The sequence below is a fragment of the Cohnella rhizosphaerae genome, assembly GCF_029525575.1.
In the GTDB taxonomy this organism is placed as follows: Bacteria; Bacillota; Bacilli; order Paenibacillales; family Paenibacillaceae; genus Cohnella; species Cohnella rhizosphaerae.
Genome location: NZ_JAPDIA010000009.1, coordinates 1,044,125 through 1,065,892 on the forward strand (window position 1 = coordinate 1,044,125; position 21,768 = coordinate 1,065,892).

The window sequence follows — 21,768 nt, forward strand, 5'->3', positions numbered from 1 at the left end:
AGAGGCAGGCTGGTTCCGAATCGATCGGAGCCGCCTGCCTTTGCTATTGGCCGCCGGCTTGACGAAGGGGATGCGCAGGCCGATAATAGGCCGTGTTTGCAGTCATTTCTAGCTTGCATGGATCGAACGTGAGTACAGGGGGAGAAGAAAGATGCGCGAATCGGATCGGCTGACGGGCGCGGAACCAACGGTATGGCGGCTCGAGGACTTCGGCGCAAAGCCGGATTCCGGCGAAGATACGGCGGTCGCGATGCGACAGGCGATCGCGGCGGCTGCAAACTCGGAGGGAGCGGCGCTGCTGACCTGCGGGCCGGGACGCTACGATTTTTACGACGATGAAGCCGCCCGCGTGCCTTATTTCATCACGAACACAGCCAGCGAGACGGAAAATCCGGATGTGACGAAGACGATCGGCATCTATATGAAAGGCGTGCGCGATCTGACGCTGGACGGAAAAGGGGCGCTGTTCGTCTTTCATGGCAAGCAGACGATGCTCGCGCTGGACGGCTGCCGGCGGATCGCGATCCGCAACGTTCGCATGGACTACGCCGAGCCGACGGTGACTGAGGCGAAGGTGACAGGCGTGGGCGGGGACTGGCTCGAGCTCGAGATACATCCGGATTCGCGCTGCGTCGTGGAGGAAGGCAAGCTGTACTGGATCGGAAAAGGCTGGCGGTTCCGCGAGGGGCCGATGCAGGCTTACGATCCTGCGCGCGATACGACCTGGCGCATCGACAATGTGATCGAAGCGGCGACGACGGCGGAAGCGATCGGTCCGCGGAACGTTCGGCTGGGCTTTGGCGGTACGGCGTTTGCGGCTGCGGCCAAGGCGTTGGGCGAGATCAAACCGGGTTATGTCCTGCAGAGCCGCGACGGCATCCGCGATCAGGTAGGCGCCTTCCTGCTGAACAGCCGCGACATCGCGATGGAAGACGTCGGCATGCATTTCATGCACGGGCTCGGTATCGTGGGGCAATATAGCGAGAACTTATCGTTTGGGAGAATGGAGCTGGCGCCGCGCCCCGAGACGGGGAGAACGGCGGCGGCCTTTGCGGACTGCATCCACCTGATGGGCTGCCGGGGCCGGATCGAGATCGCGGATTCCCGATTCGCCGGCGCCCACGACGACGCGATCAACATCCACGGCACGTATTTGCAAATCGCGGACCGGCCTGCGCCCGACGTCGTGGAAGTCCGGTTCATGCATCCGCAAAGCTACGGCTTTGAAGCGTTCCGGGCCGGCGACGAGATCGAGTTCGCGAGACGACGCTCGCTGACGGCGTTCGGAACCGGCCGGGTCCGCTCGGTTGAGCGACTCGACGACCGCACGCTGCGGCTGACTTTGGCGGAGCCTGCGCCGGCTGCGGCGGACATCGAACCGGGCGATGTCGTGGAGAACGTGACCTGGACGCCGGAGGTGCGCATCGCCGGCAATCGCATCGCGCGCATTCCGACGCGCGGCATCTTGATCACGACGCGGCGTCGGGCCGTGATCGAAGGCAATACGTTCGAGCGGATGCGGATGAGCGCCGTCCTGGTCGAAGGGGATGCGTCGTCCTGGTTCGAATCGGGTCCTGTGCACGATCTGACGATCCGGGGCAACCGGTTCGTGGCGTGCGGCGACGCCGATACCCCGGTCATCGCCGTCACGCCGGCGATCGACGAGCCGGACCCGGCGCGTCCGGTGCATCGCCGCATTCGTATCGAAGGCAACCGGTTCGAGACGCGGGACGCCCTGGTGCTGAAGGCGAAGGGGGCAGCGGACGTATCATTTACGGAAAACGAGATTCGTGCGGCGGCGGTGAAGGGAGGCGGCCTCGGCGCGTTCAGCGCATTCATTACGATCGAGGAGACGATTCGTATGACCGCTTGCGCGGATACGGACGTTCGAGATAACCGGTTTTTCGTTTCGGAAGACATAGGAGGGCTTGCGTGAGGCCGGTCCAGTCCGTTTAAAGTGAGCAATAGTTGTCAGAAGGCAATTAATTTCGACCGAATCAGGCGTTTTGAGATCAATAGCTGTCAAAAGGCAACTAATTGAACCCAAATCTGCTTCCTGCGCAAAAAGTATGGGAATTAACTGCTCTTTGACACTTATCGAGAAATAGTCCCTCCTCCATCGAAGAAATAAATGCTCAAATGCAGTTAAATCTTGGGCGGCGGATGTGGAAGGCGGGTGGATGCCCGCGGTGGTGCGAAGAATGTGAAAATAGAGCGGATGCCCACGGCGGGGCGGCGGATGTGAGAAAGGTATGGAGCAGGGCTGCGACAAATAAAAAAAAGCGCAATCCCGCGCGGCCTCCGGGCCGGCTGGAATTGCGCTTTTTCAAATGCCGTTCGAGGCTTCGCTCGCTTAGATACGCAGCAGATCCGCGAAGCCGTCCGCCGTGAGCAGGTTGCCGACGTAGAACGGTCCGAATTCGCCGAAGCGCGCGCTGGCCTCGTCGAATCTCATCTCATATACGAGCTTCTTGAACTGAAGCGCCTCGTCCGCGAACAAGGTCACGCCCCACTCCCAATCGTCGAAGCCGACGGAGCCGGTGATGATCTGCTTGACCTTGCCGGCGTAGTTGCGTCCGATCATGCCGTGGCTGCGCATGAACGCCTTGCGCTCGTCCATCGAGAGCATGTACCAGTTGTCGTCGAGCAGGCGGCGCTTGTTCATCGGGTAGAAGCAAATATGCTTCGACTGCGGCAGAATCGGCTTGAGGCGTGCGGCGACTTCCGGGATCTGCATCGGATCGGACCCCGCGGGCGCGAGGTAGCTGCTCAGCTCCACGATGCTGACGTACGAATATTCGGGCTTCGCGAACTTGGCGAACGCCGAGCGGTTAAACGCGTTCTCGATCGCGTTCAGCTCCTCCAGCGTCTCGCGCAGGTGCATGAACACGAAGTCGGCCTTCTGGCCGACGATCGCGTAGACGGCGAGGCTGCCTTCCTTGCGCGATTCGGTCTCCCGCCAGTCGGCGATGAGGCCCAGCAGCTCCTGCCGCGCGGTCTCGCGTTCCTCGGGGCTCGCGGCCTTCCAGGCCGTCCAGTCGATCGTGCGGAAGTCGTGCAGCGCGTACCAGCCGTCCAGCGTTTGTGCGGCTTCACTCATTTAGCTCAACTCTCCTTCTCGTCGTGCCTTGTCCAACATGGCTTTTCCCATTTTAGCCTATATTCGCTCCCTCGGGCAAACGCAGGCGCGTCCGTGCGTTGACTGTCCTCGAACCGATCTTGTAAACTAATAGAGCACACATCCGACCGGGAGGCTTAACATTTAAGATGAGAGAGATTCTGCAAGAGATTCTCGGCACCATGCTGTTCTTCGTCTTGTTCTTCGGCATCGGCTTTATCCTTAATATGCTGATCAAGACGACCTGGCTGCCGACTTGGATATATGTGATCGTCGTGCTGCCGCTGGGCGTATGGCACTTCTGGAATCCGGAGCTGAGCGTGCTCGCGTTCATCGGCGTGTTCACGCTGCCCTTCCTCGCCGGCATCGGCGGCGCCCTGACGAGCGGCTGGGCGATCCGCGCGCTGCGGCGCGGCGGCTACAGAATGTTCTGATCGAAGCGGGGATATTCGGGAAAACGAGGGGCGAGCCATGAAAATCGACAGCCGGGAAATCAAGCGCGTCCTCAAGTTCGCGTCAATCGGCGTACTGAATACGGGCATCGACATCGCGATATTCGCGGCGCTCGTCTACGCGCTCGGCTGGCCGTCGCTGCCGGCCCAGTGCGTCTCGTACTTCCTTGCCTTCCTCAACAGCTATTGGTGGAACCGGCGCTGGACGTTCGGCATGCGGGAGCGCGGCAGCGCCAAGGAGCTGGTCAAGTTTGGCCTCGTCAACGCGCTGTCGTTCCTGTGCGCCACGGGCGTGCTGCTCGCCGCGGAGAAGGGGCTCGATCTGGCGCCGATCTTAGCCAAGCTCGTATCCGTCGCCGCCTCGCTCGCCGTCAATTACGCCGGGAGCAAGCTGTGGGTGTTCAGGCAGGGGCCGGAGCTGGGAAGCGGGAATTAATCGAATCGGAAATAGCCGACGGAACGCACGGTGCGTTCGCGTCGGTTTTTCTTTGCGCGGCCAACTGCGTGCTTACGTTTGACGAAGCAAATAACTGCATTTGTACAGGTATTCTCTACCGACGCGCGCCACCTGATGAAATACCTGCAAATGTGCAGGTAAATGTAAAACGCAATCCGGAAATTCGGCTGATGGCGTAAGATACCTGCGCATTTGCATCTATTTTGTTCTAACGAGTCGACATCGGCATAAAAGCATGTAAATTTGCAGGCTTTGATGCTGGCGACGACGCGGGGCTCCTTGGGACCTCTGGCGGACGAGCCATCGATAGACGTTCCGCGCGACGCCGGTTTCGGATATCCGCCAACTTTAAATGAACGTCAGGATGGTCTATCCCTGATGGTTTTTCTCATGCTCGCCGCTCAATGACGATGAAGCAGGTGCTGTCCGGCAGCGGTACTGGACGCCCCTGTTCGTCGAACAGGGCGACCTTGTCCGCGAGCGCTTCGGTATACCCTTCCTGCAGGTAGTGGCGCATGACGACGATTTCCGCTTTTTCGCCGAGCGTCTCCCGAATGAAGCGCTCGTATGCGCTCGGCGTGAAGTAGCCGAACTGCTCCTGCACCTCGTGAACGTAGGCTTCCTCGCCCCAGGTGTACGTATAGAGGAACTCCATGGCATCGTTGACCGGCAGGCTGACCTCTGCATCGTTCAACTGCTCGTAGACGATTTTGCGCCCGGCAAAGTCGCGGCTGTATCGCGCAAGCCACGCCGGTCCGTCGTTCTGCAGGAACCGGATGACGCGGCGGGCGTCCGGCTCGGTCATGATGCCGTCGCGGATGATGATGCGTCCGCCTGCCGAGAGCACGTCGAACGCGCTCCTGAGCGCTGCGGCGACCGTCTCCCGGTTGAATCGCGCGCCGTTGTAAGGAACGTAAGAGTACAGTTCGTGCAGGATCGAAGAGAAGATAACGGTGTCCACGCTGCCGGCCTCCACGTAGTCCTTGAGCGCCAGGGCATCGCCTTGAAGCACCTCCCAGCCGCGGGCTTCCGCATGCTTTTTGCGGGTCAGCGCCTCGATGACGTTCGCCGAGATGTCGATGCCGACGGCCTTGACGTCCGGGAGCTTTTCCTCTAACAGGTCCAGCAGCACGCCGCCGCCGGGGCCGATGTCCAGCACCTTTTCGCCGACGACGAAGTCCAGAATGACCTTTTTTATAATCCGCCGTGCTGTTCATGTCCGCCAGGTAAGTCTCTTCGTTGTGGAAACGGTCGTAGGCGTCGCGGCGCAGCTCGAACAGGTCGAACAGCAGCAGCACCGCCTTCTCGTAGAGCGACGACTTCTCGGCTTCTACGCAAAAGTCGATCAGCTTGTCCGCGGCCGGCGAAAATTCGAAATCGAAAAACAGCGTGTCCGGCAAGCTTGCCTTGCGGACGAGGCGGTGGCGCAGATGGGGGTTGTCGTGCCGGATATCGCCTGCCCGGATGCGGTCCCAGTCCAGCTCGCCCAAGTACTTTTCGATGATGCGCTTCTTATAGACGTTGATTTTTTTGCTGCCCTTGTAGTCGTAGTACATCGCGTTCATGACGTTCTCGAAGCTGATATGCTTGACGTCGGGCAGCGAAGTCTCGCCGGCTACGATGGCGAACACCTTCAGGAACTGCGCCAGCGAAAAGTCCTTCAGCGCCGACTCGACGTACCAGAACGTCTTGGATTCGAGCGGCTGGAGGGCAGTCAGCAAATCGTGCTCCGCGTCCAGCGCGTCGAGCTCGCCTTCGAAGTCTTCGCCCCTGCGGATCGACTGCGTCCGCAGCCGGCGCAAGCGTTCGCGGATCCGAAGCGGCGTCTCTTCGGCGTTGCCTTCGGCGATTCGGCGTACGACCGCCGCGACCTCGGACTCGACCTCCGCCCAAAGCGCGGGAGATACCGCGGCGACAATGCAATAGTTAAGCGCGAGCAGCAGTCGCTCCCGCTCCTCCGGCGCGGCCAGCGATCGCTCCAGCGCGCGCGCCAACGGGTCGTGATCCTGCGGCGGCACCTCGCCGCGGAGCTCCTGGCCGACCAGGCCGTGCGTCTCGATGAGCGCGCGGACGAGCAGGGCGTGCTCGCCGGCCGTCTTCTGCCGCGCATATAGCTGGGCCGAACCGACGTTGTGCACGCGGAAGTTGATCCCTTGCGCCTGCCAGGCGTGCCGCTCCCTGCGCGAACCGCCCTTGGCCGTCTCGCACCAGACGAGCGCCTCTTCGATAAGCTCTCTAATCCAATAGGAGACCGGCAGCTCGTCAAGCAGCCGCAGGCTGCGCTCCACGTAGTCGAGCACCGGATTGGACTGCGTCAGTTCGCTCATGGATGCCACGCGTTCCAGATTGACGACCGGATCCTCCGCGGCGGCCAGCAGTTTCAGCCAGGACGGTGCCGCGGATAGCGTCTCCTCGGCGTACGGCGAGCGGCGATAGGCTTCGATGGCCTCCAGCGATTTCAACATCAGACTCACCTCTCGCTTCTATAGATATTGCGCCAGCAGCGCGTTGAATCGCTCCAGGAGCAGTTGTTCCTCTTCGCTAAAGCGATCCGGCAGCGGGCTGTCGATATCCAGCACGCCGATCAGCTCGCCAGCGGCGTCGTAGAGCGGTACGACGATCTCCGAGCGCGACGCCGCGTCGCAGGCGATATGCCCGGGAAACGCGTGCACGTCCGGCACGCGCAGCGTCTCGCGCTTGGCGGCCGACGTGCCGCACACGCCTTTGCCGAGCGGGATGCGGACGCAGGCGGGCAAGCCTTGGAAGGGACCGAGCACGAGTCCGCCGTTATCCCCTTCGAGCAGGTAGAAGCCGACCCAATTGATGTCTTTCAGGTAACCGCGCAGCAGCGCGGAGGCGTTGGCCAGGTTGGCGATGCGGTAAGGTTCGTCTTCGATCAGGTGCCGCAGCTGCGCGAGCAGCAGCTTTTCGTTTTCCGCGCTCGTGCCTGCATAGGCTTGCGGGTTAAACGTCATTGCGAATCATCCTCTCTGATCCGATTATAAAGGATAGCGGAGACGTACACCAAGACAAGCTGGGGAACGGGCGCGAGACCTGTCGAATCATTTCATCCCTTCGCCGATTCGATCGTTTCTCTCATGTATTAAACGGATACTCTATGTTAAAATAAGAGGATAAATTAGGTAGAAAGTAGCTATTTTTATAGGAAGTAGGTAGTATATTTTGAGAACTTGGCTCCGAAAGCGTCAGTCTGCCGAAGAAGGCTTCTCCTTGATCGAGGTGTTGGCGGCGATCACGATCCTGTCGATCGTCTCTTTGGCGATGACGGCGTTTTTCATACAGGCGATGAGCTACGCAAAGGGGAACCAGAACAAGACGGTAGCGGTGAATCTGGCGCGGAACGCGCTGTTTTTCGTGGAGAAGCAGAGCTTTGACGTGTTCAAAAACTATTTTGAAAAAAGTGGCTCCAGCATCGTCGACCCGTCCTCCTGCGAATATGACGAGGCGAACAATATCGTGATCTCGTGCAAGGATGCATCGGCGACTGCGGATCTTTTTAATGACGTTCCCAATCTCTGGGTTTTGTTGAATCCCTCAGTCAATGGAAGAGACTATCAACTGACGATCGAATATGACGATAAATTGCTAGCGGAGAACGACAAAGCGGAAGGTCTGGAGAACTATCTAATTCCGATCAAAGTCGTCACGCGAGAGAAAAACGCAAATCCGGGAAGCCGAGGTTCGGCAGAGGTGGGGGGATATATTACGGATGAGAAAATTCGTTAAAGAAGTCCGCCGATCGGAAGCAGGGCTTACGCTAATCGAACTGATCGCCTCTCTGACCGTACTCTCTATGGTGAGCATCGCCATTTACGGCGTCATCCACTTCGGATTCAACACCTACCACAAGGTCACGATCGAGAATTCGCTCAGGGATGAGGGAGACTTGATCATGTCCACGGTCATTGCCCAGCTCTACGAGGTCGGACCCGAATCGATCAAGCAACTGCCGGACGGCATTGAATTAACAAGAGGAGCCGTGAAAAGGACGCTTAAGATCGATAACGGACAGCTTCACATTCTGCGCGAAGACGGCACCGATCAGCCGATCGACACCGATTCGACTGTGGGTCCCATTGAGAGCGGTACGGAGGAGTTTCATGTCAGCTGTCAGGCGGGGATCAACGAATGCGCGAGCGGGCTGATCGAGGTTTCCATCAAGCTCTCGCAATCGTATGCAGGCCAAGTTCACGATCTGGCGCTTAAGAGCCGGTTCGGCTTCTAGGAGGTTACCGATGCTACCGATTAAATGGCGCAGTCAAGAAGGATCGGCCTTGCTGCTCGTTATTTTTATCATGGTCGTGTTCACTATGCTCGGGCTTGCGCTAATGGGCGCGACGATCGGCGGCGCCAAGCGGGCGGAGACGCGGGAGAACGACGTGCAAAGCCTGCATTTGGCCGAAATGTCGCTCAATGAAGCCGCAGCCAGCGTGGCCTTGCTCTTTAAAGATAAGGAAGATATCAACCTGGACAGCCTCAAAAGCGATCTGGAATCGATTAAGCTGACGAGCACCGACGGGCAGGTCGGAGGAACCAGCGATATCATCGAATTCAAGGTGGACGAGAATCAGGGAATCAATGTCGGCGGCGACGTAACCAAGCAATTTTCAATCACCGTACAGGCCAAAGCCGAGGTGAATGGGGTCGTTCGAACGCTGGAGCAGGTTATCTCCCTGGATAGTTACCCCGAATTTCTCCAGTACGGACTGGGCTCGGAACAGAACGTGTATTTGAACGGCGCGCCATATCTGTTCGGCAATTTGTACTCGGGCTTGAAGTTGTATGTTAAAAACGAGGCGGATTATCGGTACAATATGTCGGCTGGCGACACGACAACCTTCTTGCATACAGGGACGGCCTTCCCGACGATCGGCGGCGAAGGCGACAACAAAGGCAATCTTTTTTTGCAGGACGGCAGCAGTCTCGTAGCGACCGACAGACTTGGGAATAACGAACCGACCGTCGTACCGCTGGACAATGCGGATGAATTGAAGAAGACGACCGGATTGACGATCAACGATGTTCAATACCGCGACCGCAAGAAGTTCGTATCGGTAAGCGTCGAGGAATCCTTTCTCGATAAAGTAGCCGAGGCTGTCGGCGATACGAAGATCAACCGCAATTTGCCGTCGCTGTATCCTGCGCTTCCCAAAGACAATGTGACGGCTGCGGCAAAAAGCTTTCTGGCGAACAATTTGCTGTCTCGCGCCGGGTTATCCTATATCAACCTTCCTCAGAGACCCCCGGCTTTGGCGCCTGATGCCGACGATGAAGCGATAGCCGATTATAACGATAAGATGAAAGCTTATCGTGCTGCATTCATCGGCACGATGCCGGCTGGAACCGCTATTTTTAACGGCGATCTGATGATCGACGGCGCCGAGCTTCAACATATTTTATTTAATGATGGAGACAAGCGCTACAGAGAACCCAACGCAGATCCAAGCGCCGAGTTCATGAAGAGCAACTGGCTTATCGTCAATGGCAACTTGACGATCGATAATCCAGACCCGGAAAACGATCTGGAAGTTAGAGCGAACATACTCGTCGCAGGCAATGTATTCATCGAAGGCAAGGTCAAGATGGACGCGACGATCATCGCTTTGGGCGAGTCTACGATTCAGGATGCGGAGATCTCGGGATTGGACAACAAAGAGCTTGCTGCTCATTTCTAAGGGGAAAATTCTGGTCAACAGATTCGATTCGTTTAACACGGTGAACGAGGCATTTATTCCGGATGGGCCGGATCTCGACGGCAATCCGAAGGTGCTGCAAGCTTTCTTGTACACGGACAGCGATGCAGAGCTATACGGCGTCGGATCGGCATTCTGGATCAAGGGCGGCTTCTTCGCCAAGGGCGATCTTTTGATCAATGCCGTACTGGGCAACACGAAGCCGGACATCAGCAAAACGCAGCTGGAATTCGAACGGATCAATAGCGGCGTGTACCCTGACGCAGACCGCTTAAGATCGAGATTTATCGTCCAATATAATTCAAAAATTTATGACGATCAAAATGTCGGGCTGCCGCGCGTCAAGCAAATTAACGTGAACATCGGCAAAAAACGGCTCGTACCGCTGGGAAGCAAAGCAAACGAAGAAGACAACGAAAGCTGAAGCTAAACGAGGGAATCAAAAAAAGCAGCGTCGCGATTGCGACGCTGCTTTTTTACAATCATTTCATTTCCCAAATATTCAGTTCCGTAACGACTCCGCTTGAATCTTCGGAATAAAATCCGAGGCTTGAGAGCGTCAGCGGTTCATCCAGTCGGTAAGAGATCGCGTAGTCATTATTAATGAATAGCTCGACGCATTCGTTTCGGGCGAAAATTTTAAGACCATACACGTCGTTATAAGCCAAAGTCCAAGGCTTGTGAGCTGCGATTTCAAGTACGTTGGGCAGTGCCCAGCCGTTTTTGACGTCGCCCAACTCCAGGCGGTTGTGCCTGAAATTTAAAAATAGACAGAAACGCCGTTCTCCCAAAAAAGACGCCGATCCCGGTGCCTTCCCGAACCGTAACCTTATATTCGATCACGCGCCCGTCGCTCCAATCCGTAACATCTGCCGTCGGGGACGGCGTATGGTCAAGTGCGCGCTCGATTCCTCCCGTGCTCCCTTGGTTGTCGAAGATCAGCGTTTGGTCGTCCAGGGAATGCCAGACAACGGTCGGCAGGCGACCGGGTTGTCTCAATATGCGGTAGTCGGAAAAGGATATGCCGCTTCCGGCCAGCTTCCCTTTGACGGCCTCGCAGCCTTCCCAATATTCCAGCTGCAGCACCCAAGGCTCTCGCTCGACGATCCTTTTAGGTAAACCAACTCTGCCGTCAATATGGTCGTTTCCCCAAAAGTGATAAAAAAAGGTAGCCGGACTCAAAGGGGATAACCCGGCCGACGTATGCCATCACGACATTGGCATGATCGCGGCTTCCGACCAGCATCGGATCCTCCGGGGGCAGCCGGTAGGGACCCTGAAGCTTGTCGGATACGACGTAATAAGTCCCGCCAGAGCGTGCCAAAGCCCGGTCGTCATATCTCCAGCCGTGCTGCGTCACGGTGGAGAACATCACGTAATGGCGATCATTGAAGCTTAAATGTTCGGGAACCTCGAAATTGGGAAACAAATCCGCAGGGGTGCCTGGGGGGCAACGCCTCCCAATGGATGCCGTCCATGGAGGTCATGACGCCAAGCACGCCGGCTTTCGCTTTCAGCTTCCGGTCGGCGGCATGGGCGGTCAGGAAGCCGGTATACGGGGGGAGGGGCGTCTTGCAGCGCGTTGACGATTCCTAGCGAATCCCAGCGCGGCAATTCCTCGCAGCAATCCTCGGGATCGTCCAGATAATAGGCGGGATCGGGTCTCAGCACAACCTCCTCGATGCGCTCCCAATGGTATAGATCTTTGCTGCGAGCAAATCGGATTTGCTGGTGGCCGCGGATGAGTTCTTCGGAGTAATTCATGATAAAGGTATCGCCGACTCGCTGCACCATGCCTGTGCCGAGCCATTCGGCGTCGGGATGCTTTTCAAGAATAGGACCGTATTCCTTCCAGTGCAGCAGATCGTCGGAAACGGCCATGCTTATCCCGTTCCAACGGCTGGCACCCGGCGTGATACGAATATAGAACAGATGGTAGCGGTCGTTGTGCGGTACGATCCAGCAATCCCACAGACGATCCTCTCGCGGTTTATAGAGCATCCGTTAAATAGCCCTCCTAAAATAAAAATAATATCTAAATATCAATATACCTATAACACAAATAAGTATAAGTGAAGTTGTTTTTGCTGTAAAGCGAGAATTACGAGCGGTATAGACGAGAGATGGCGTGGCGCAGGAGTTAGTGTGCGAGGCGAATACGAAGGTGGCTGAAAACAAGTCGGAGCCGTCCGATCGGAAAAGGACATTTCCCGATTGGACGGCTCCGCCGATTAATCGCGACCGCGAACGGGTCATCTTACCTATTCGAAGGAGGGGCCGTGGATTGGCGCAGCACCAGTCGGGTCGGCAGCGTTAGCTTCTTCCTTTCTTGCAGCGGGTTGTCGATGATCGACAGCAGCAGCTTGGCGGCATCGATGCCCAGCTGGCTTTCTTGCTGCACCACGCAGGTCGGCGGGATTCGGGACAACGCGGAATGCTCGAAATCGTCGCAGAAGACGACCGAGAGCTGCTCGGGCACCTTGATGCCAAGGTTCGTCGCGGCCTGCAACGTGGCCAATCCGCTGTAGGTCGTGGCTGCGAACACAGCCGTGACCGCAGGATTTTGCTCCAGAAAAGCCTGAATGCGCACCGTCATACGTTCAAGTTGATCGGCTTGCGGCTCTCCGGACGGGGGGGCGTCTTCCCCGTTCTCCGATTCGAAATAAGCCAGCCGCGGACCGAAAGGATAGCGGCTGGCGGACAACGCCCGCTCATAGCCGGCGATCCGCTCCTCCAGGCTCGTTGTCGTTCGGTCGTGAACGACGACAAACGCAATATTGTGATGCCCCAGCCCAATGAGATGGGACGTGGCGTCGAAGGCGCCGCCGATGTTGTCCGAGCAAACGCAATTGGTGTCCACGCCGCGCAAGTAGCGGTCGATCACGACCACCGGAAACTTGTTCAGGGTCAACCGCAGGATCTCTTCGTTGTAAGTCTCCCCGTCGACGGGAAAAATCAGCACGCCTCGCACGCCGGTCCGGACGGAGTCCACCAGCAGCCTGCGCTCCAGTTCTTGCTCGTTGCGCGTCGATCGGACGATCAACTGGTAGCCGTGATCGGCCAGATAGGATTCCGCCCCTGTCAGAATGCTTGCGGACAGGCTGCTCTGAATATGGGGGGTGAGCAGCACGATCAGTTTCATCGTGGATATGCCGGCGTCGGCGGCGGGGGCTACAACAGGGCGATGTTCGTCGCCGACCATCTGCGAGATGAAAGAGCCCTTGCCCTGTATGCGGTAGATAAGTCCTTCCTGAACTAATTCAGCCATTGCTTTCTTGACTGTGAACCGGCTGACGTTAAATTTCTCGGCGAGCTCCTGTTCAGTCGGCAATTGATCGTTGGCCTGCCAGTGCAGCTGCTGTATATTCGCAAGGATGTAATCCCGGATCTGGGAATAGAGAGGCGTACGTTTCTTGCTTGACGTCATCCGATCGTTCAACTCCGCTTCATCGACATTATGTTTTATTTTAACACAGCCGGGCGAAATTTACACATAAATATACCTATATACCACTTTGAAACCTTGTGCACAAAATCTTATTATCTGTGCAAATGAGTCTGAATTTTTCGCTTTACATCGCTTTTGAATTGTAATATATTTTACTTGAGAAAAAGGTATCTAAATATGAATAATTGGTATATAGGTATCTATTTGAATGGAGTGGATCAAATGTCAGTCACCATCGAGCAGCGTCTGAGGCGGCTGCTGGGGCCGGAGCCGAAGAGCTACTGGGAAGAGAAAATTACGGAAAGGTACGGCTATTGGGGTGGACGAATTCTGGCGCAGCTATTCTTTGCCTATGAGTTGTCGAAAGTAAACGGCGGGCAGTACGACCAAGTCATTTCGAAAGCGCTTACCCCCATTGAGAACGGGCTGGCCGAAGAGGGCGTCATCGGCAAACAAACCGCAATCGCTGCCGAAGCGCTGCTTCAGAATCTTGCCGCGGAGGCGAAGAGCTACGAGATTCTGGCGGTGGCGCACGCGCATATCGACATGAACTGGATGTGGTCGTGGGACGAGACGGTCGCCGTGACGTTGGATACGTTTCGGACGATGCTGAACTTGATGGAAGAATACCCTGCCTTCACATTTTCGCAATCGCAAGCGTCGATCTACCGCATCGTCGAGCAATACGCGCCGGACATGCTTTTGGAGATCAAGCGGAGAGTCAAGGAAGGGCGCTGGGAGGTAACGGCCTCCCACTGGGTCGAAGCGGACAAAAATATGCCGAACGGCGAAAGCCTGTCCCGACACTTGCTATATGCGAAACGTTATCTGGCCGACTTGTTCGAGCTTGATATCGACAGCCTCAATCTTGATTTTGAGCCGGATACGTTCGGCCATAGTCTCAACGTTCCCGAGATCCTGGCGAACGGCGGCGTCAAGTACTTCTACCATTGTCGGGGAAACGATGCGCCGATTTTCTACAAATGGGAAGCGCCTTCAGGGAAAAGCGTGCTGGTCTACCGGGAACCGACCTGGTACAACGATAACATTCAATCGTCGCTCGGCGCCTACGTGCCGGACATTTGCCGCCAAACCGGACTGAAAACGTACTTAAAAGTTTATGGCGTGGGGGATCACGGCGGCGGTCCGACGCGGCGCGACCTCGAGCGGCTGCAAGATATGAACGATTGGCCGATTTATCCGCGCCTGAGATTCGGAACGTACCGTGAATTTTTCGCCATGGCGGACGCGATCGCGGACCGGTTTCCCGTCATGCGGGGAGAACAGAACTTTATTTTCACGGGCTGCTATACTTCGCAGACGCGGATCAAGACGGCGAATCGGATGGGCGAGGCGGCGCTGAATGAGGCCGAAGCGATCAGCGCGTTGGCGAACGTCGAGACGGGTAAGGCTTATCCGGCCGAAGCGTTCGAGGAAGCCTGGCGCAACGTGCTGTTTAACCAGTTCCACGATATATTGCCGGGTTCGGGTGTGATCGAGACGCGCGAGCATGCGCTCGGCCTGTTCCAGAATACGATGGCGACCGCCAATACGCATCGCAAGCTTGCGATGGAGCGGATCGCCGCCGACATCGACACGTCCGGTCTGGCCGGGGACTCGAGCGGGCAGACTACGTCGGAGGGGGGCGGGAGCCGGCTACGGCGCGCGGTCGTTCCGGATTACCCAGGTGGAGAGGGGGGCGCGGCACCACCCGAATCGTACATTTGTTCAACCCGTCCGTGCAAGAGCGGGAGGAAACGGTTGAAATCGTGCTATGGGATTGGAAAAGCCCGATTGCCGCGCTCTCGGTCAAGGACAGCAAGGGCAATGCCGTGCCGTACCAGGTGCTCGATCAAGGATTTAACGTCTATTGGGGACACGATTTTATCCGGATTATGGCGCTGGTCCAGGCACCGCCGTTCGGTTACTCCACTTATACCGTCTCGGAAGGGGAAGCAACGGTCGGTCCTTTGCAGGCGACCGAGCCGCGGGTCGACCTCGAGGAAACGTTCGTGCTCAGAGAACGAGCTGCTGCAAGCCATGTTCGATTCGCGCGACGGCACCGTCCGATCGCTCATCCGTAAGGATACGGGCGAGCAGCTGGTCGATCCGGCGAGGCCGGCAGGCGTATTCAGGCTCATCCAAGAAGATCCCGAGCGGGCGATGACCGCATGGAGAGTCGGCCGTTACATGGAAGTGACGAACCTGCACGGCGGCGCGGTAAAAATCAAAAAAAGGCGTATGGGGACCGCTGCGGCAAACCATACATCTGGAATTCAGATTCAACCAGACGCTGCTTCGTGCCTATGTATCGCTCGACAGTAACAGTTCCTTCATTAAATATGAGCTCGAATGCGACTGGCACGAAATCGGCCAGCCGGGCCAAAGCGTTCCGCAGCTGAACTTTCACTGGCCGCTGGCCCATGCCGTCAAATCATACCAGTACGATGTGCCTTACGGGATCATCGAACGCGCGCCGTTGGATCATGACGTGCCGGGCAATAGCTTTGCGCTCGCCGTGCCGGCCGACGAGGCGGCGCAATCGTCCGTCATGCTCGTGACGAACAACAAATACGGTTTTCGCGGAACGGACGATTCGCTCGCAGTATCGCTGATCCGCAGCTCCTACGATCCCGATCTCCATCCGGAACTGGGCAATCATCACCGTTCTTCCATGGCGATCGGCGTGCTGCCAGCGCGTTCGACGAACCGACATAAGATCGAGGCAGCCTACCGGTTCAACCATCCGCTGAACGTGATTTCCGGCACGCCGCATGCGGGCATGCGGGCGCTCGATGCCGGCTTTCTCCGGCTGGCGGAAGGAACGGCGGCGGTGTCCGCCGTGAAGATGCCGGAGGTCCAGGACGGAAAAGCATGGATCGTGCGCGTGTACGAAACCGAGGGGATGCCGACGACCGTTCGTTTCCATACGGCCGGACAGGCGACGGAAGCTTGTTTTGTGGATACGCTGGAGCGCAAGCTGCCGGAAGGCGAAGGTATTCGGCTCGAGGCTTCGGGTATCGTCGCATTCGAACTTGCGGCGTATGCGTCGGCCGCGATTCGCCTCAAGTTTGTTTGAAATCGCTATAACCATCATGAACGAAGGAGGTGATACATCTGAGCGCACGGGTTCATCAAATGAAGGAAGGGAAGCTTCGGAATTCAAGGAAGAAGCTGTCGACGCGGATGTGGGAAGCCCGGTTCATCTACCTGCTGATCGTTCCGACCATCGCGTACTTCTTCATTTTTGCTTACCTTCCGTTTGCAGGGTTGCAGATCGCGTTCAAGGACTTTCAGATTTTCAAGGGGATGTGGGAAAGTCCGTGGGTCGGCTGGAAAAACTTCGAGGACGTGTTCCAGTCGGCGAAGCTGCCGCAGGTCACGATCAATACGATCACGATCAGCTTGTATCGCTTGCTGTTCGGATTCCCGGTGCCCATCCTGTTCGCGTTGCTGCTTAACGAGGTACGGGTGATGTGGTTCAAAAGAACGATTCAAACGGTCACTTATTTCCCCCACTTCCTGTCGTGGGTCGTCTTCTCGGGTATCGTCTTCAACCTGCTCGGACCGCTGGGCATTATTAATCTGCTGCTGAAAAATTTGGGCTTCGAGCCGATCAACTTTTTGACGATGCCGGAATATTTTCGCTCGATTCTAGTTGTGACCGGTATTATTAAGGAGTTTGGCTGGGGGGCGATCATTTACTTGGCCGCGCTCTCGGGGCTCGACCCTCAGCAGTACGAAGCGGCCAAGATCGACGGAGCGGGCAAACTCCGCCAAATCTGGCACGTTACGCTGCCGGGCATCCGCCCGATGATCGTACTGATGCTCATTCTGTCGCTTGGCGGCATTCTGGATGCCGGCTTCGATCAGGTGTTCATGATGTACAACGGCGCCGTTATGGGCGTTGGGGACATCATCGACACCTACGTTTATCGGCTCGGCCTTATGGAAGCGCAATATGAGATGGCGACCGTCTTCGGATTGCTCAAGGGGATCATCGGATTTACGTTAATCGTAACGGCCAACGCCATCATTCGCAGAATGGGGGAGAAGTCGTTGTGGTAACCGATCCATCCAACAACCATGCGCCAATCGACGACGATCTCCGGGTAACGCTTGCCGGTACGGGGCATCTGGACCGCAATCCGCTGTGGGCGCAGACGATCATCTACTTGATTCTGATCGGGCTCGGCCTGGTTACTTTGCTGCCGATGGTCAACGTGCTGGCGGTTTCCTTGAGCGAGGGTTATGCGATTACGCAAAATCCGCTGATGCTGCTGCCGCACGACTTCACCGTGGAAGCTTACAAATATATTTTCGGCACGGAAGTGCTGTTGAAATCGTTCGGCATTACGGTGTACGTCACCGTCTTCGGTACATTCCTGAACTTGGCATTCACGATTACTGGCGCCTATGGTCTGTCGAAAACGCACATTCCCGGCTACAAATTCCTCATGTGGCTGATCGTCGTTCCGATGCTGTTCGGCGCGGGGCTGATTCCCTACTACCTGCTGCTCAAAAATTTGCATCTGCTGAATACGCTGTGGGTGCTGATCATTCCAGGGCTGGTGGCGCCGTTTAACCTGATCCTGATGCGCAACTTCTTCTGGAATATTCCGGAGAGCCTCGAGGAATCGGCAAGACTCGACGGCGCTTCCGAACTGCAGGTGCTGTGGAAGCTGATTATCCCGCTGTCCAAACCGGTGATCGCGACGGTCGGATTATTTTACGCAGTGGGGCACTGGAACGATTTCTTCTCGGGACTGTTCTTCATTAGCGACAATTCGAAGTGGCCGCTTCAGGTGGTCATGCGGTCGATCATCATCGATCAGAACATGATGAACATGGGCAGCGGCCCGGCGCAATCGGGCGACGTCACCAGGATCGTGGTCTCTCAGCAAAATATCAAGGCGGCGACCATCATTTTCGCCATCGTGCCTATTCTGCTCGTCTATCCGTTCCTTCAAAAATATTTTGTCAAAGGCATCATGCTCGGTTCGGTGAAAGGCTGAACGCGTTGAAACTTCCCTCAAGGGATTTTCATAAAACTAAACTAAGACGGGGTGTACGATCCATGAAAAAAAAGCAAAGCGGCAACAGGCGCGCTGACGCTGCTGTTGACGGCATCGTCGGTGCTGGGCTGCTCCGGCAAGGACAATAATAAGGAAGGAACGCCGACGGCAACGGGAAGCGCGCCGGTCGCAAGCGAATCGGCACCGGCCGGAAGCACGGCCGGCAACGCAAACCAGGAGGTCGTGAAATTCTCCTATCTGCGACCGACATGGGGACCGGCGACATACGCCAAAGGCGGCGCCTACGAGAAAGAGCTGTTCAAGCAAGCGAACGTGGAGATCGACGTGCAGATCATTCCCGTCATCGACTTTGACGCCAAGATCAACACGATACTCGCTGGAGGCGATCTGCCGGACGTTCTGTGGGCGAATGGACCGCTCATGGAGCGCGACCGCAACTTGCAGGAGCAGGGGGCGTTTCTGCCGATCAATGAATATCTCGACAAATATCCTGCGGTCAAGGAAGCGGTTCCGGACGGCATCTGGGAGCAGCTCAAGGCGAAGGACGGCAATAATTACTTTATACCGAACCTGATTTATCCGATTACCCCGGCTCCGATCATGTACCGCCAGGACTGGTTCGAGAAGCTGGGCATCGCCGAGCCGAAGACGGTGGACGAGCTGGTGGCGGCGCTGAAGGTCATCAAAAACAGCGATCCGGACGGCAACGGCAAGAACGACACCGTTCCGCTGACGGCCGGCTACGAATGGTCGTTCAAGGACCTCGCGACCGCGTGGAAGGTTTCGTTCAACGGCTGGACGCCAGATCCGAATGACGCGAACCGGATCATTCCGTCCATCGCGAACGAGAAGAACATCGATTTCTATTACTGGCTGCAAGGTCTGTACAAGGAAGGACTGCTCGACCCGGAATTCAAGCTGAACAAGGAGCCGAACTTCGCCGAAAACAAATTCAATGCGGGGATGGCCGCCGTCATCGCTACGCCATGGGTCAGCTACATCGAAAAGGTAACCAAGCTGCAGAAGCTCGACCCGAACGCCAAGGTAGGCATCATGTCGCCGCTCGCAGGTCCCGACGGCACGCCGGGCGGAACGCGCTCGGTATTCCCGGTAGATCGCGGCTTCTACATTTCCGCCAAAGCCAAGGACCCGGACGGCATTTTCCGCTTCCTGAACTGGACGTTGACCGAAGGCTCGGACTTCCGCCGCTACGGCGTGGAAGGTAAAACCTACAACGTAGTGGACGGCAAGAAGGTGGTTATTCCGAACGAGCAACGCGAAACGGATTATAAAGGCGAGCAGATCGAGCCGCTGCATTTCCTCGATCCGATCGAAGAGAAGCTGGATTGGGACAGCCTGCAATCGGACTACGAAGGCGCGGGCATCGGCGACAAGTTCGCTTACGTGAAGGAGAAATTCGCCGAGTACGCAAAGATCGACTATCCGGACTGGCGAGATTATACGGTAGCTTCGCCGGCCGACGCCGAGCTGGGCGCAAGGCTGTGGAACGATTATTTGCAGCCGGTCATCGACAGCGCCATTATCAACAAATCGTCGAATAAGCAGCAATGGCTGGATGCGCTCAAGAAATGGAGCGACGCCGGCGGACAGAAAATTATCGACGAAGTCAACCAGCTGCAGACGAACAAGAGCAAACCGGACTACGTGAACTAAATAGCCGTAAGGGCACGCTGTAATCCAATGCATGGATAGGCGGCGAGGAAAGAGCAGGTTGGAAGTCATTCCGTGAAAAGCACGTCGGTAATGAATCCAGGATGACCTGCTCTTTCTGCGCTTTCTGTTTGTTTTGCGCCGTTCCAATTCGAGCAAGAAAGGGATGGATTGATGATGGCTGGAATGAAACGGTTTCAGGCAAAAATGGTTCTTGCGCTCGCAACGGCTGCGGCCGTCCTCGTCGGCGGCTTGGGGGCGATCGCGCCTCCCGGCAAGGCGGAAGCGGCGACGACCTCGACGATCGTCACGCTCGATAGCGCCGATTCGCTCTCCGGTTGGACCTCCTCCAACCCGCTGACGCTGGACACCGTGAATAAGAAGGAGGGAACGGCCAGCCTGTCGATGACGGGCAGCCAGGTCGTGCAATTCCAGAAGACGTTCGCTTCGCCGGTAGACACGGGGCTGACGCTGCAGCATGGCTCGTTGAAATTCTGGTACTATGTGGACGACATGTCGAAGCTGGACGGCACGTACGGCCAGGTCGAGCTCACGAGCTCCGGCGGTCCCGACGTCAATGAATTTTACTGGGAATTCACCTCACGGGTGCTGCCGCAGCTCAGCAATGGCTGGAATCTCGTGTCGTTGGAGCTGGATGACGTCACCGGAACGCTGGGCGATCCGGATCTGGCGGCGATCGACTATTTGCGCATTTATTTCTTTAATTCGAAGTCTCCTGTCATCAAGCTGGACCAGGTTTACTTTGAGGAAACGGTGAAAGTTCCGGCGTCCGCGATCGTCACGCTGGACGCGGCCGATTCACTCGCCGGCTGGAGCTCCGACAATCCGCTGACGCTGGACACCGCGAACAAGCGGGAAGGCACGGCCAGTCTGTCGATGACGGGCGGCCAGACGGTACAGTTCCAGAAGACGTTCGCCGCGCCGGTCGATTCGGGACTGACGACGCGTTACGGAACGCTGAACTTCTGGTATTACGTGGACGATGTATCGAAGCTGGACGGGACGTACGGTCAGGTCGAGCTCACGAGCTCCGGCACCTACGACGCCGACGAAGTGAATTGGGATTTTGCGACGCGCGTGCGGCCGCAGTTGAGCAATGGCTGGAACCTCGTGACGCTGAAGCTTGAAGCCGCAACCGGGACGATCGGCACGCCCGATCTGCAGGCGATCAATTTCATTCGCATTTTTTTCTTTAATATGAAGTCTCCGGTCGTCAAGCTGGACCAAGTTTATTTTGAGGAGCGTCCGGCTTCTTCGGTCGCTGTCACGCTGGACGCCGCCGACTCGTTGACCGGCTGGAGCTCGGCCAATCCGCTGACGCTGGACACCGCGAACAAGCGGGAAGGGACGGGGAGCTTGTCCATGACGGGCAGCCAGGCGGTACAGTTCCAGAAGGCGTTTGCTTCGCCGGTTGATTCTGGGCTCACGATGCAGTACGGCACGTTAAACTTTTGGTATTATGTGGACGATGTGTCGAAGCTGGACGGGACATACGGTCAGGTTGAGCTGACAAGCTCCGGCGGTCCGGATGTCGACGAGATTTCCTGGGACTTCGCGTCGCGCGTGCTGCCGCAGTTGAGCAACGGTTGGAACCTCGTGACGCTGAAGCTGGACGCAACGGCCGTCGTGCTGGGCCATCCGGACTTCGAGGAGCTGAATTTTTTTTCGGATCTTTTTCTTGAATGCCAAGTCTCCCGTCGTGAAGCTGGATCATGTGTTTTTCGAGCAGTTTAATCCGGGTGCCGTTGTGCTGGACCGTGCGGATTCCGCGGCGGGCTGGATTTCCGATGATACGCTGACGCTGGATGCGAACGACAAAGCCGAAGGGCGGGGCAGTTTGAGCAGGAGCGG

The 21,768-nt window shown here is 57.0% G+C and carries 18 protein-coding genes and 1 pseudogene; 13 read left to right on the forward strand and 6 right to left on the reverse strand.

The annotated features are described in order from the left end of the window. The first annotated feature begins 151 nt into the window (after positions 1-151). Positions 152-1,936 (forward strand): right-handed parallel beta-helix repeat-containing protein, encoded by a 1,785-nt coding sequence (locus OMP40_RS38815; RefSeq protein WP_277539550.1) that lies wholly within the window; start codon positions 152-154, stop codon positions 1,934-1,936. 417 nt (positions 1,937-2,353) lie between these two features. Here the strand turns inward: OMP40_RS38815 and hemQ are convergent, their stop codons facing one another. After that, on the reverse strand, positions 2,354-3,100 hold the full coding sequence (gene hemQ / locus OMP40_RS38820) for a hydrogen peroxide-dependent heme synthase (RefSeq protein ID WP_277539551.1): 747 nt from the start codon (positions 3,098-3,100) through the stop codon (positions 2,354-2,356). A 167-nt stretch (positions 3,101-3,267) separates the two neighbouring features. Here hemQ and OMP40_RS38825 point away from each other — a divergent pair, with 167 nt between their 5' ends. Next, on the forward strand, positions 3,268-3,552 hold the full coding sequence (locus OMP40_RS38825) for a YuiB family protein (protein ID WP_277539552.1): 285 nt from the start codon (positions 3,268-3,270) through the stop codon (positions 3,550-3,552). 37 nt (positions 3,553-3,589) lie between these two features. After that, the gene (locus OMP40_RS38830) at positions 3,590-4,006 is read left to right on the forward strand and encodes a GtrA family protein (RefSeq protein ID WP_277539553.1); all 417 of its coding nucleotides are present in this window, start codon (positions 3,590-3,592) and stop codon (positions 4,004-4,006) included. A 409-nt stretch (positions 4,007-4,415) separates the two neighbouring features. Here the strand turns inward: OMP40_RS38830 and OMP40_RS38835 are convergent. Both OMP40_RS38835 and OMP40_RS38840 read right to left on the reverse strand, forming a co-directional pair. Next, positions 4,416-6,492 (reverse strand): annotated as a pseudogene (locus OMP40_RS38835) (class I SAM-dependent methyltransferase). An 18-nt stretch (positions 6,493-6,510) separates the two neighbouring features. Continuing rightward, entirely contained in the window at positions 6,511-7,002 is a 492-nt protein-coding gene (locus OMP40_RS38840; protein WP_277539555.1) for a GAF domain-containing protein, read from the reverse strand. A gap of 265 nt (positions 7,003-7,267) precedes the next feature. Here OMP40_RS38840 and OMP40_RS38845 point away from each other — a divergent pair, with 265 nt between their 5' ends. The 4 genes from OMP40_RS38845 to OMP40_RS38860 are packed head-to-tail and all read left to right on the forward strand — an operon-like array spanning position 7,268 to position 10,165. Beyond that, positions 7,268-7,774: a prepilin-type cleavage/methylation domain-containing protein gene (locus OMP40_RS38845; RefSeq protein ID WP_420872144.1), complete on the forward strand. Its 507-nt coding sequence runs from the start codon at positions 7,268-7,270 to the stop codon at positions 7,772-7,774. After that, positions 7,758-8,273: a PilW family protein gene (locus OMP40_RS38850; RefSeq protein WP_277539558.1), complete on the forward strand. Its 516-nt coding sequence runs from the start codon at positions 7,758-7,760 to the stop codon at positions 8,271-8,273. Before OMP40_RS38845 ends, OMP40_RS38850 begins: the two co-directional genes overlap by 17 nt. Positions 8,274-8,283: 10 nt before the next feature. Continuing rightward, positions 8,284-9,723 carry a hypothetical protein gene (locus tag OMP40_RS38855; protein ID WP_277539559.1) on the forward strand — a complete coding sequence of 480 codons (1,440 nt, stop codon included), beginning with the start codon at positions 8,284-8,286 and terminating at the stop codon, positions 9,721-9,723. Then, positions 9,707-10,165 (forward strand): hypothetical protein, encoded by a 459-nt coding sequence (locus OMP40_RS38860; RefSeq protein ID WP_277539560.1) that lies wholly within the window; start codon positions 9,707-9,709, stop codon positions 10,163-10,165. Before OMP40_RS38855 ends, OMP40_RS38860 begins: the two co-directional genes overlap by 17 nt. Positions 10,166-10,434: 269 nt before the next feature. Here OMP40_RS38860 and OMP40_RS38865 read toward each other — a convergent pair whose 3' ends face one another. From OMP40_RS38865 to OMP40_RS38875, 3 genes are all read right to left on the reverse strand, one after another. Further along, a complete protein-coding gene (locus OMP40_RS38865) occupies positions 10,435-10,827 on the reverse strand; it encodes a hypothetical protein (protein ID WP_277539561.1) in 393 nt (130 codons plus the stop codon). 309 nt (positions 10,828-11,136) lie between these two features. Continuing rightward, complete coding sequence (locus OMP40_RS38870) at positions 11,137-11,742, reverse strand: glycoside hydrolase family protein (protein WP_277539562.1); 606 nt, start codon at positions 11,740-11,742, stop codon at positions 11,137-11,139. 256 nt (positions 11,743-11,998) lie between these two features. Further along, positions 11,999-13,180: a GntR family transcriptional regulator gene (locus tag OMP40_RS38875; protein ID WP_277539563.1), complete on the reverse strand. Its 1,182-nt coding sequence runs from the start codon at positions 13,178-13,180 to the stop codon at positions 11,999-12,001. 231 nt (positions 13,181-13,411) lie between these two features. Here OMP40_RS38875 and OMP40_RS38880 point away from each other — a divergent pair, with 231 nt between their 5' ends. The 6 genes from OMP40_RS38880 (at position 13,412) to OMP40_RS38905 (ending at position 21,651) form a co-directional block, all read left to right on the forward strand. Next, positions 13,412-15,514 (forward strand): glycoside hydrolase family 38 N-terminal domain-containing protein, encoded by a 2,103-nt coding sequence (locus OMP40_RS38880; protein WP_277539564.1) that lies wholly within the window; start codon positions 13,412-13,414, stop codon positions 15,512-15,514. Next, the gene (locus OMP40_RS38885) at positions 15,483-16,268 is read left to right on the forward strand and encodes a glycoside hydrolase family 38 C-terminal domain-containing protein (RefSeq protein ID WP_277539765.1); all 786 of its coding nucleotides are present in this window, start codon (positions 15,483-15,485) and stop codon (positions 16,266-16,268) included. The genes OMP40_RS38880 and OMP40_RS38885 overlap by 32 nt, the downstream gene beginning before the upstream one ends. Before the next feature lie 59 nt (positions 16,269-16,327). Next, positions 16,328-17,257 carry an ABC transporter permease gene (locus OMP40_RS38890; protein WP_277539565.1) on the forward strand — a complete coding sequence of 310 codons (930 nt, stop codon included), beginning with the start codon at positions 16,328-16,330 and terminating at the stop codon, positions 17,255-17,257. Beyond that, a complete protein-coding gene (locus OMP40_RS38895) occupies positions 17,251-18,204 on the forward strand; it encodes a carbohydrate ABC transporter permease (protein ID WP_277539566.1) in 954 nt (317 codons plus the stop codon). Before OMP40_RS38890 ends, OMP40_RS38895 begins: the two co-directional genes overlap by 7 nt. 105 nt (positions 18,205-18,309) lie before the next feature. Next, positions 18,310-19,899: a type 2 periplasmic-binding domain-containing protein gene (locus OMP40_RS38900; protein WP_277539567.1), complete on the forward strand. Its 1,590-nt coding sequence runs from the start codon at positions 18,310-18,312 to the stop codon at positions 19,897-19,899. A 183-nt stretch (positions 19,900-20,082) separates the two neighbouring features. Beyond that, positions 20,083-21,651 (forward strand): hypothetical protein, encoded by a 1,569-nt coding sequence (locus OMP40_RS38905; RefSeq protein WP_277539568.1) that lies wholly within the window; start codon positions 20,083-20,085, stop codon positions 21,649-21,651. The last annotated feature ends 117 nt before the right edge of the window (positions 21,652-21,768 follow it).

Bases quoted from the DNA above. Each gene is read 5' to 3' on its own strand.
- OMP40_RS38855 (WP_277539559.1), top strand. From the start codon at position 8,284: ATGCTACCGATTAAATGGCGCAGTCAAGAAGGATCGGCCTTGCTGCTC.
- OMP40_RS38815 (WP_277539550.1), top strand. From the start codon at position 152: ATGCGCGAATCGGATCGGCTGACGGGCGCGGAACCAACGGTATGGCGG.
- OMP40_RS38905 (WP_277539568.1), top strand. From the start codon at position 20,083: ATGAAACGGTTTCAGGCAAAAATGGTTCTTGCGCTCGCAACGGCTGCG.
- hemQ (WP_277539551.1), bottom strand. From the start codon at position 3,100: ATGAGTGAAGCCGCACAAACGCTGGACGGCTGGTACGCGCTGCACGAC.
- OMP40_RS38880 (WP_277539564.1), top strand. From the start codon at position 13,412: ATGTCAGTCACCATCGAGCAGCGTCTGAGGCGGCTGCTGGGGCCGGAG.
- OMP40_RS38830 (WP_277539553.1), top strand. From the start codon at position 3,590: ATGAAAATCGACAGCCGGGAAATCAAGCGCGTCCTCAAGTTCGCGTCA.
- OMP40_RS38825 (WP_277539552.1), top strand. From the start codon at position 3,268: ATGAGAGAGATTCTGCAAGAGATTCTCGGCACCATGCTGTTCTTCGTC.
- OMP40_RS38890 (WP_277539565.1), top strand. From the start codon at position 16,328: ATGAAGGAAGGGAAGCTTCGGAATTCAAGGAAGAAGCTGTCGACGCGG.
- OMP40_RS38850 (WP_277539558.1), top strand. From the start codon at position 7,758: ATGAGAAAATTCGTTAAAGAAGTCCGCCGATCGGAAGCAGGGCTTACG.
- OMP40_RS38870 (WP_277539562.1), bottom strand. From the start codon at position 11,742: ATGCTCTATAAACCGCGAGAGGATCGTCTGTGGGATTGCTGGATCGTA.
- OMP40_RS38840 (WP_277539555.1), bottom strand. From the start codon at position 7,002: ATGACGTTTAACCCGCAAGCCTATGCAGGCACGAGCGCGGAAAACGAA.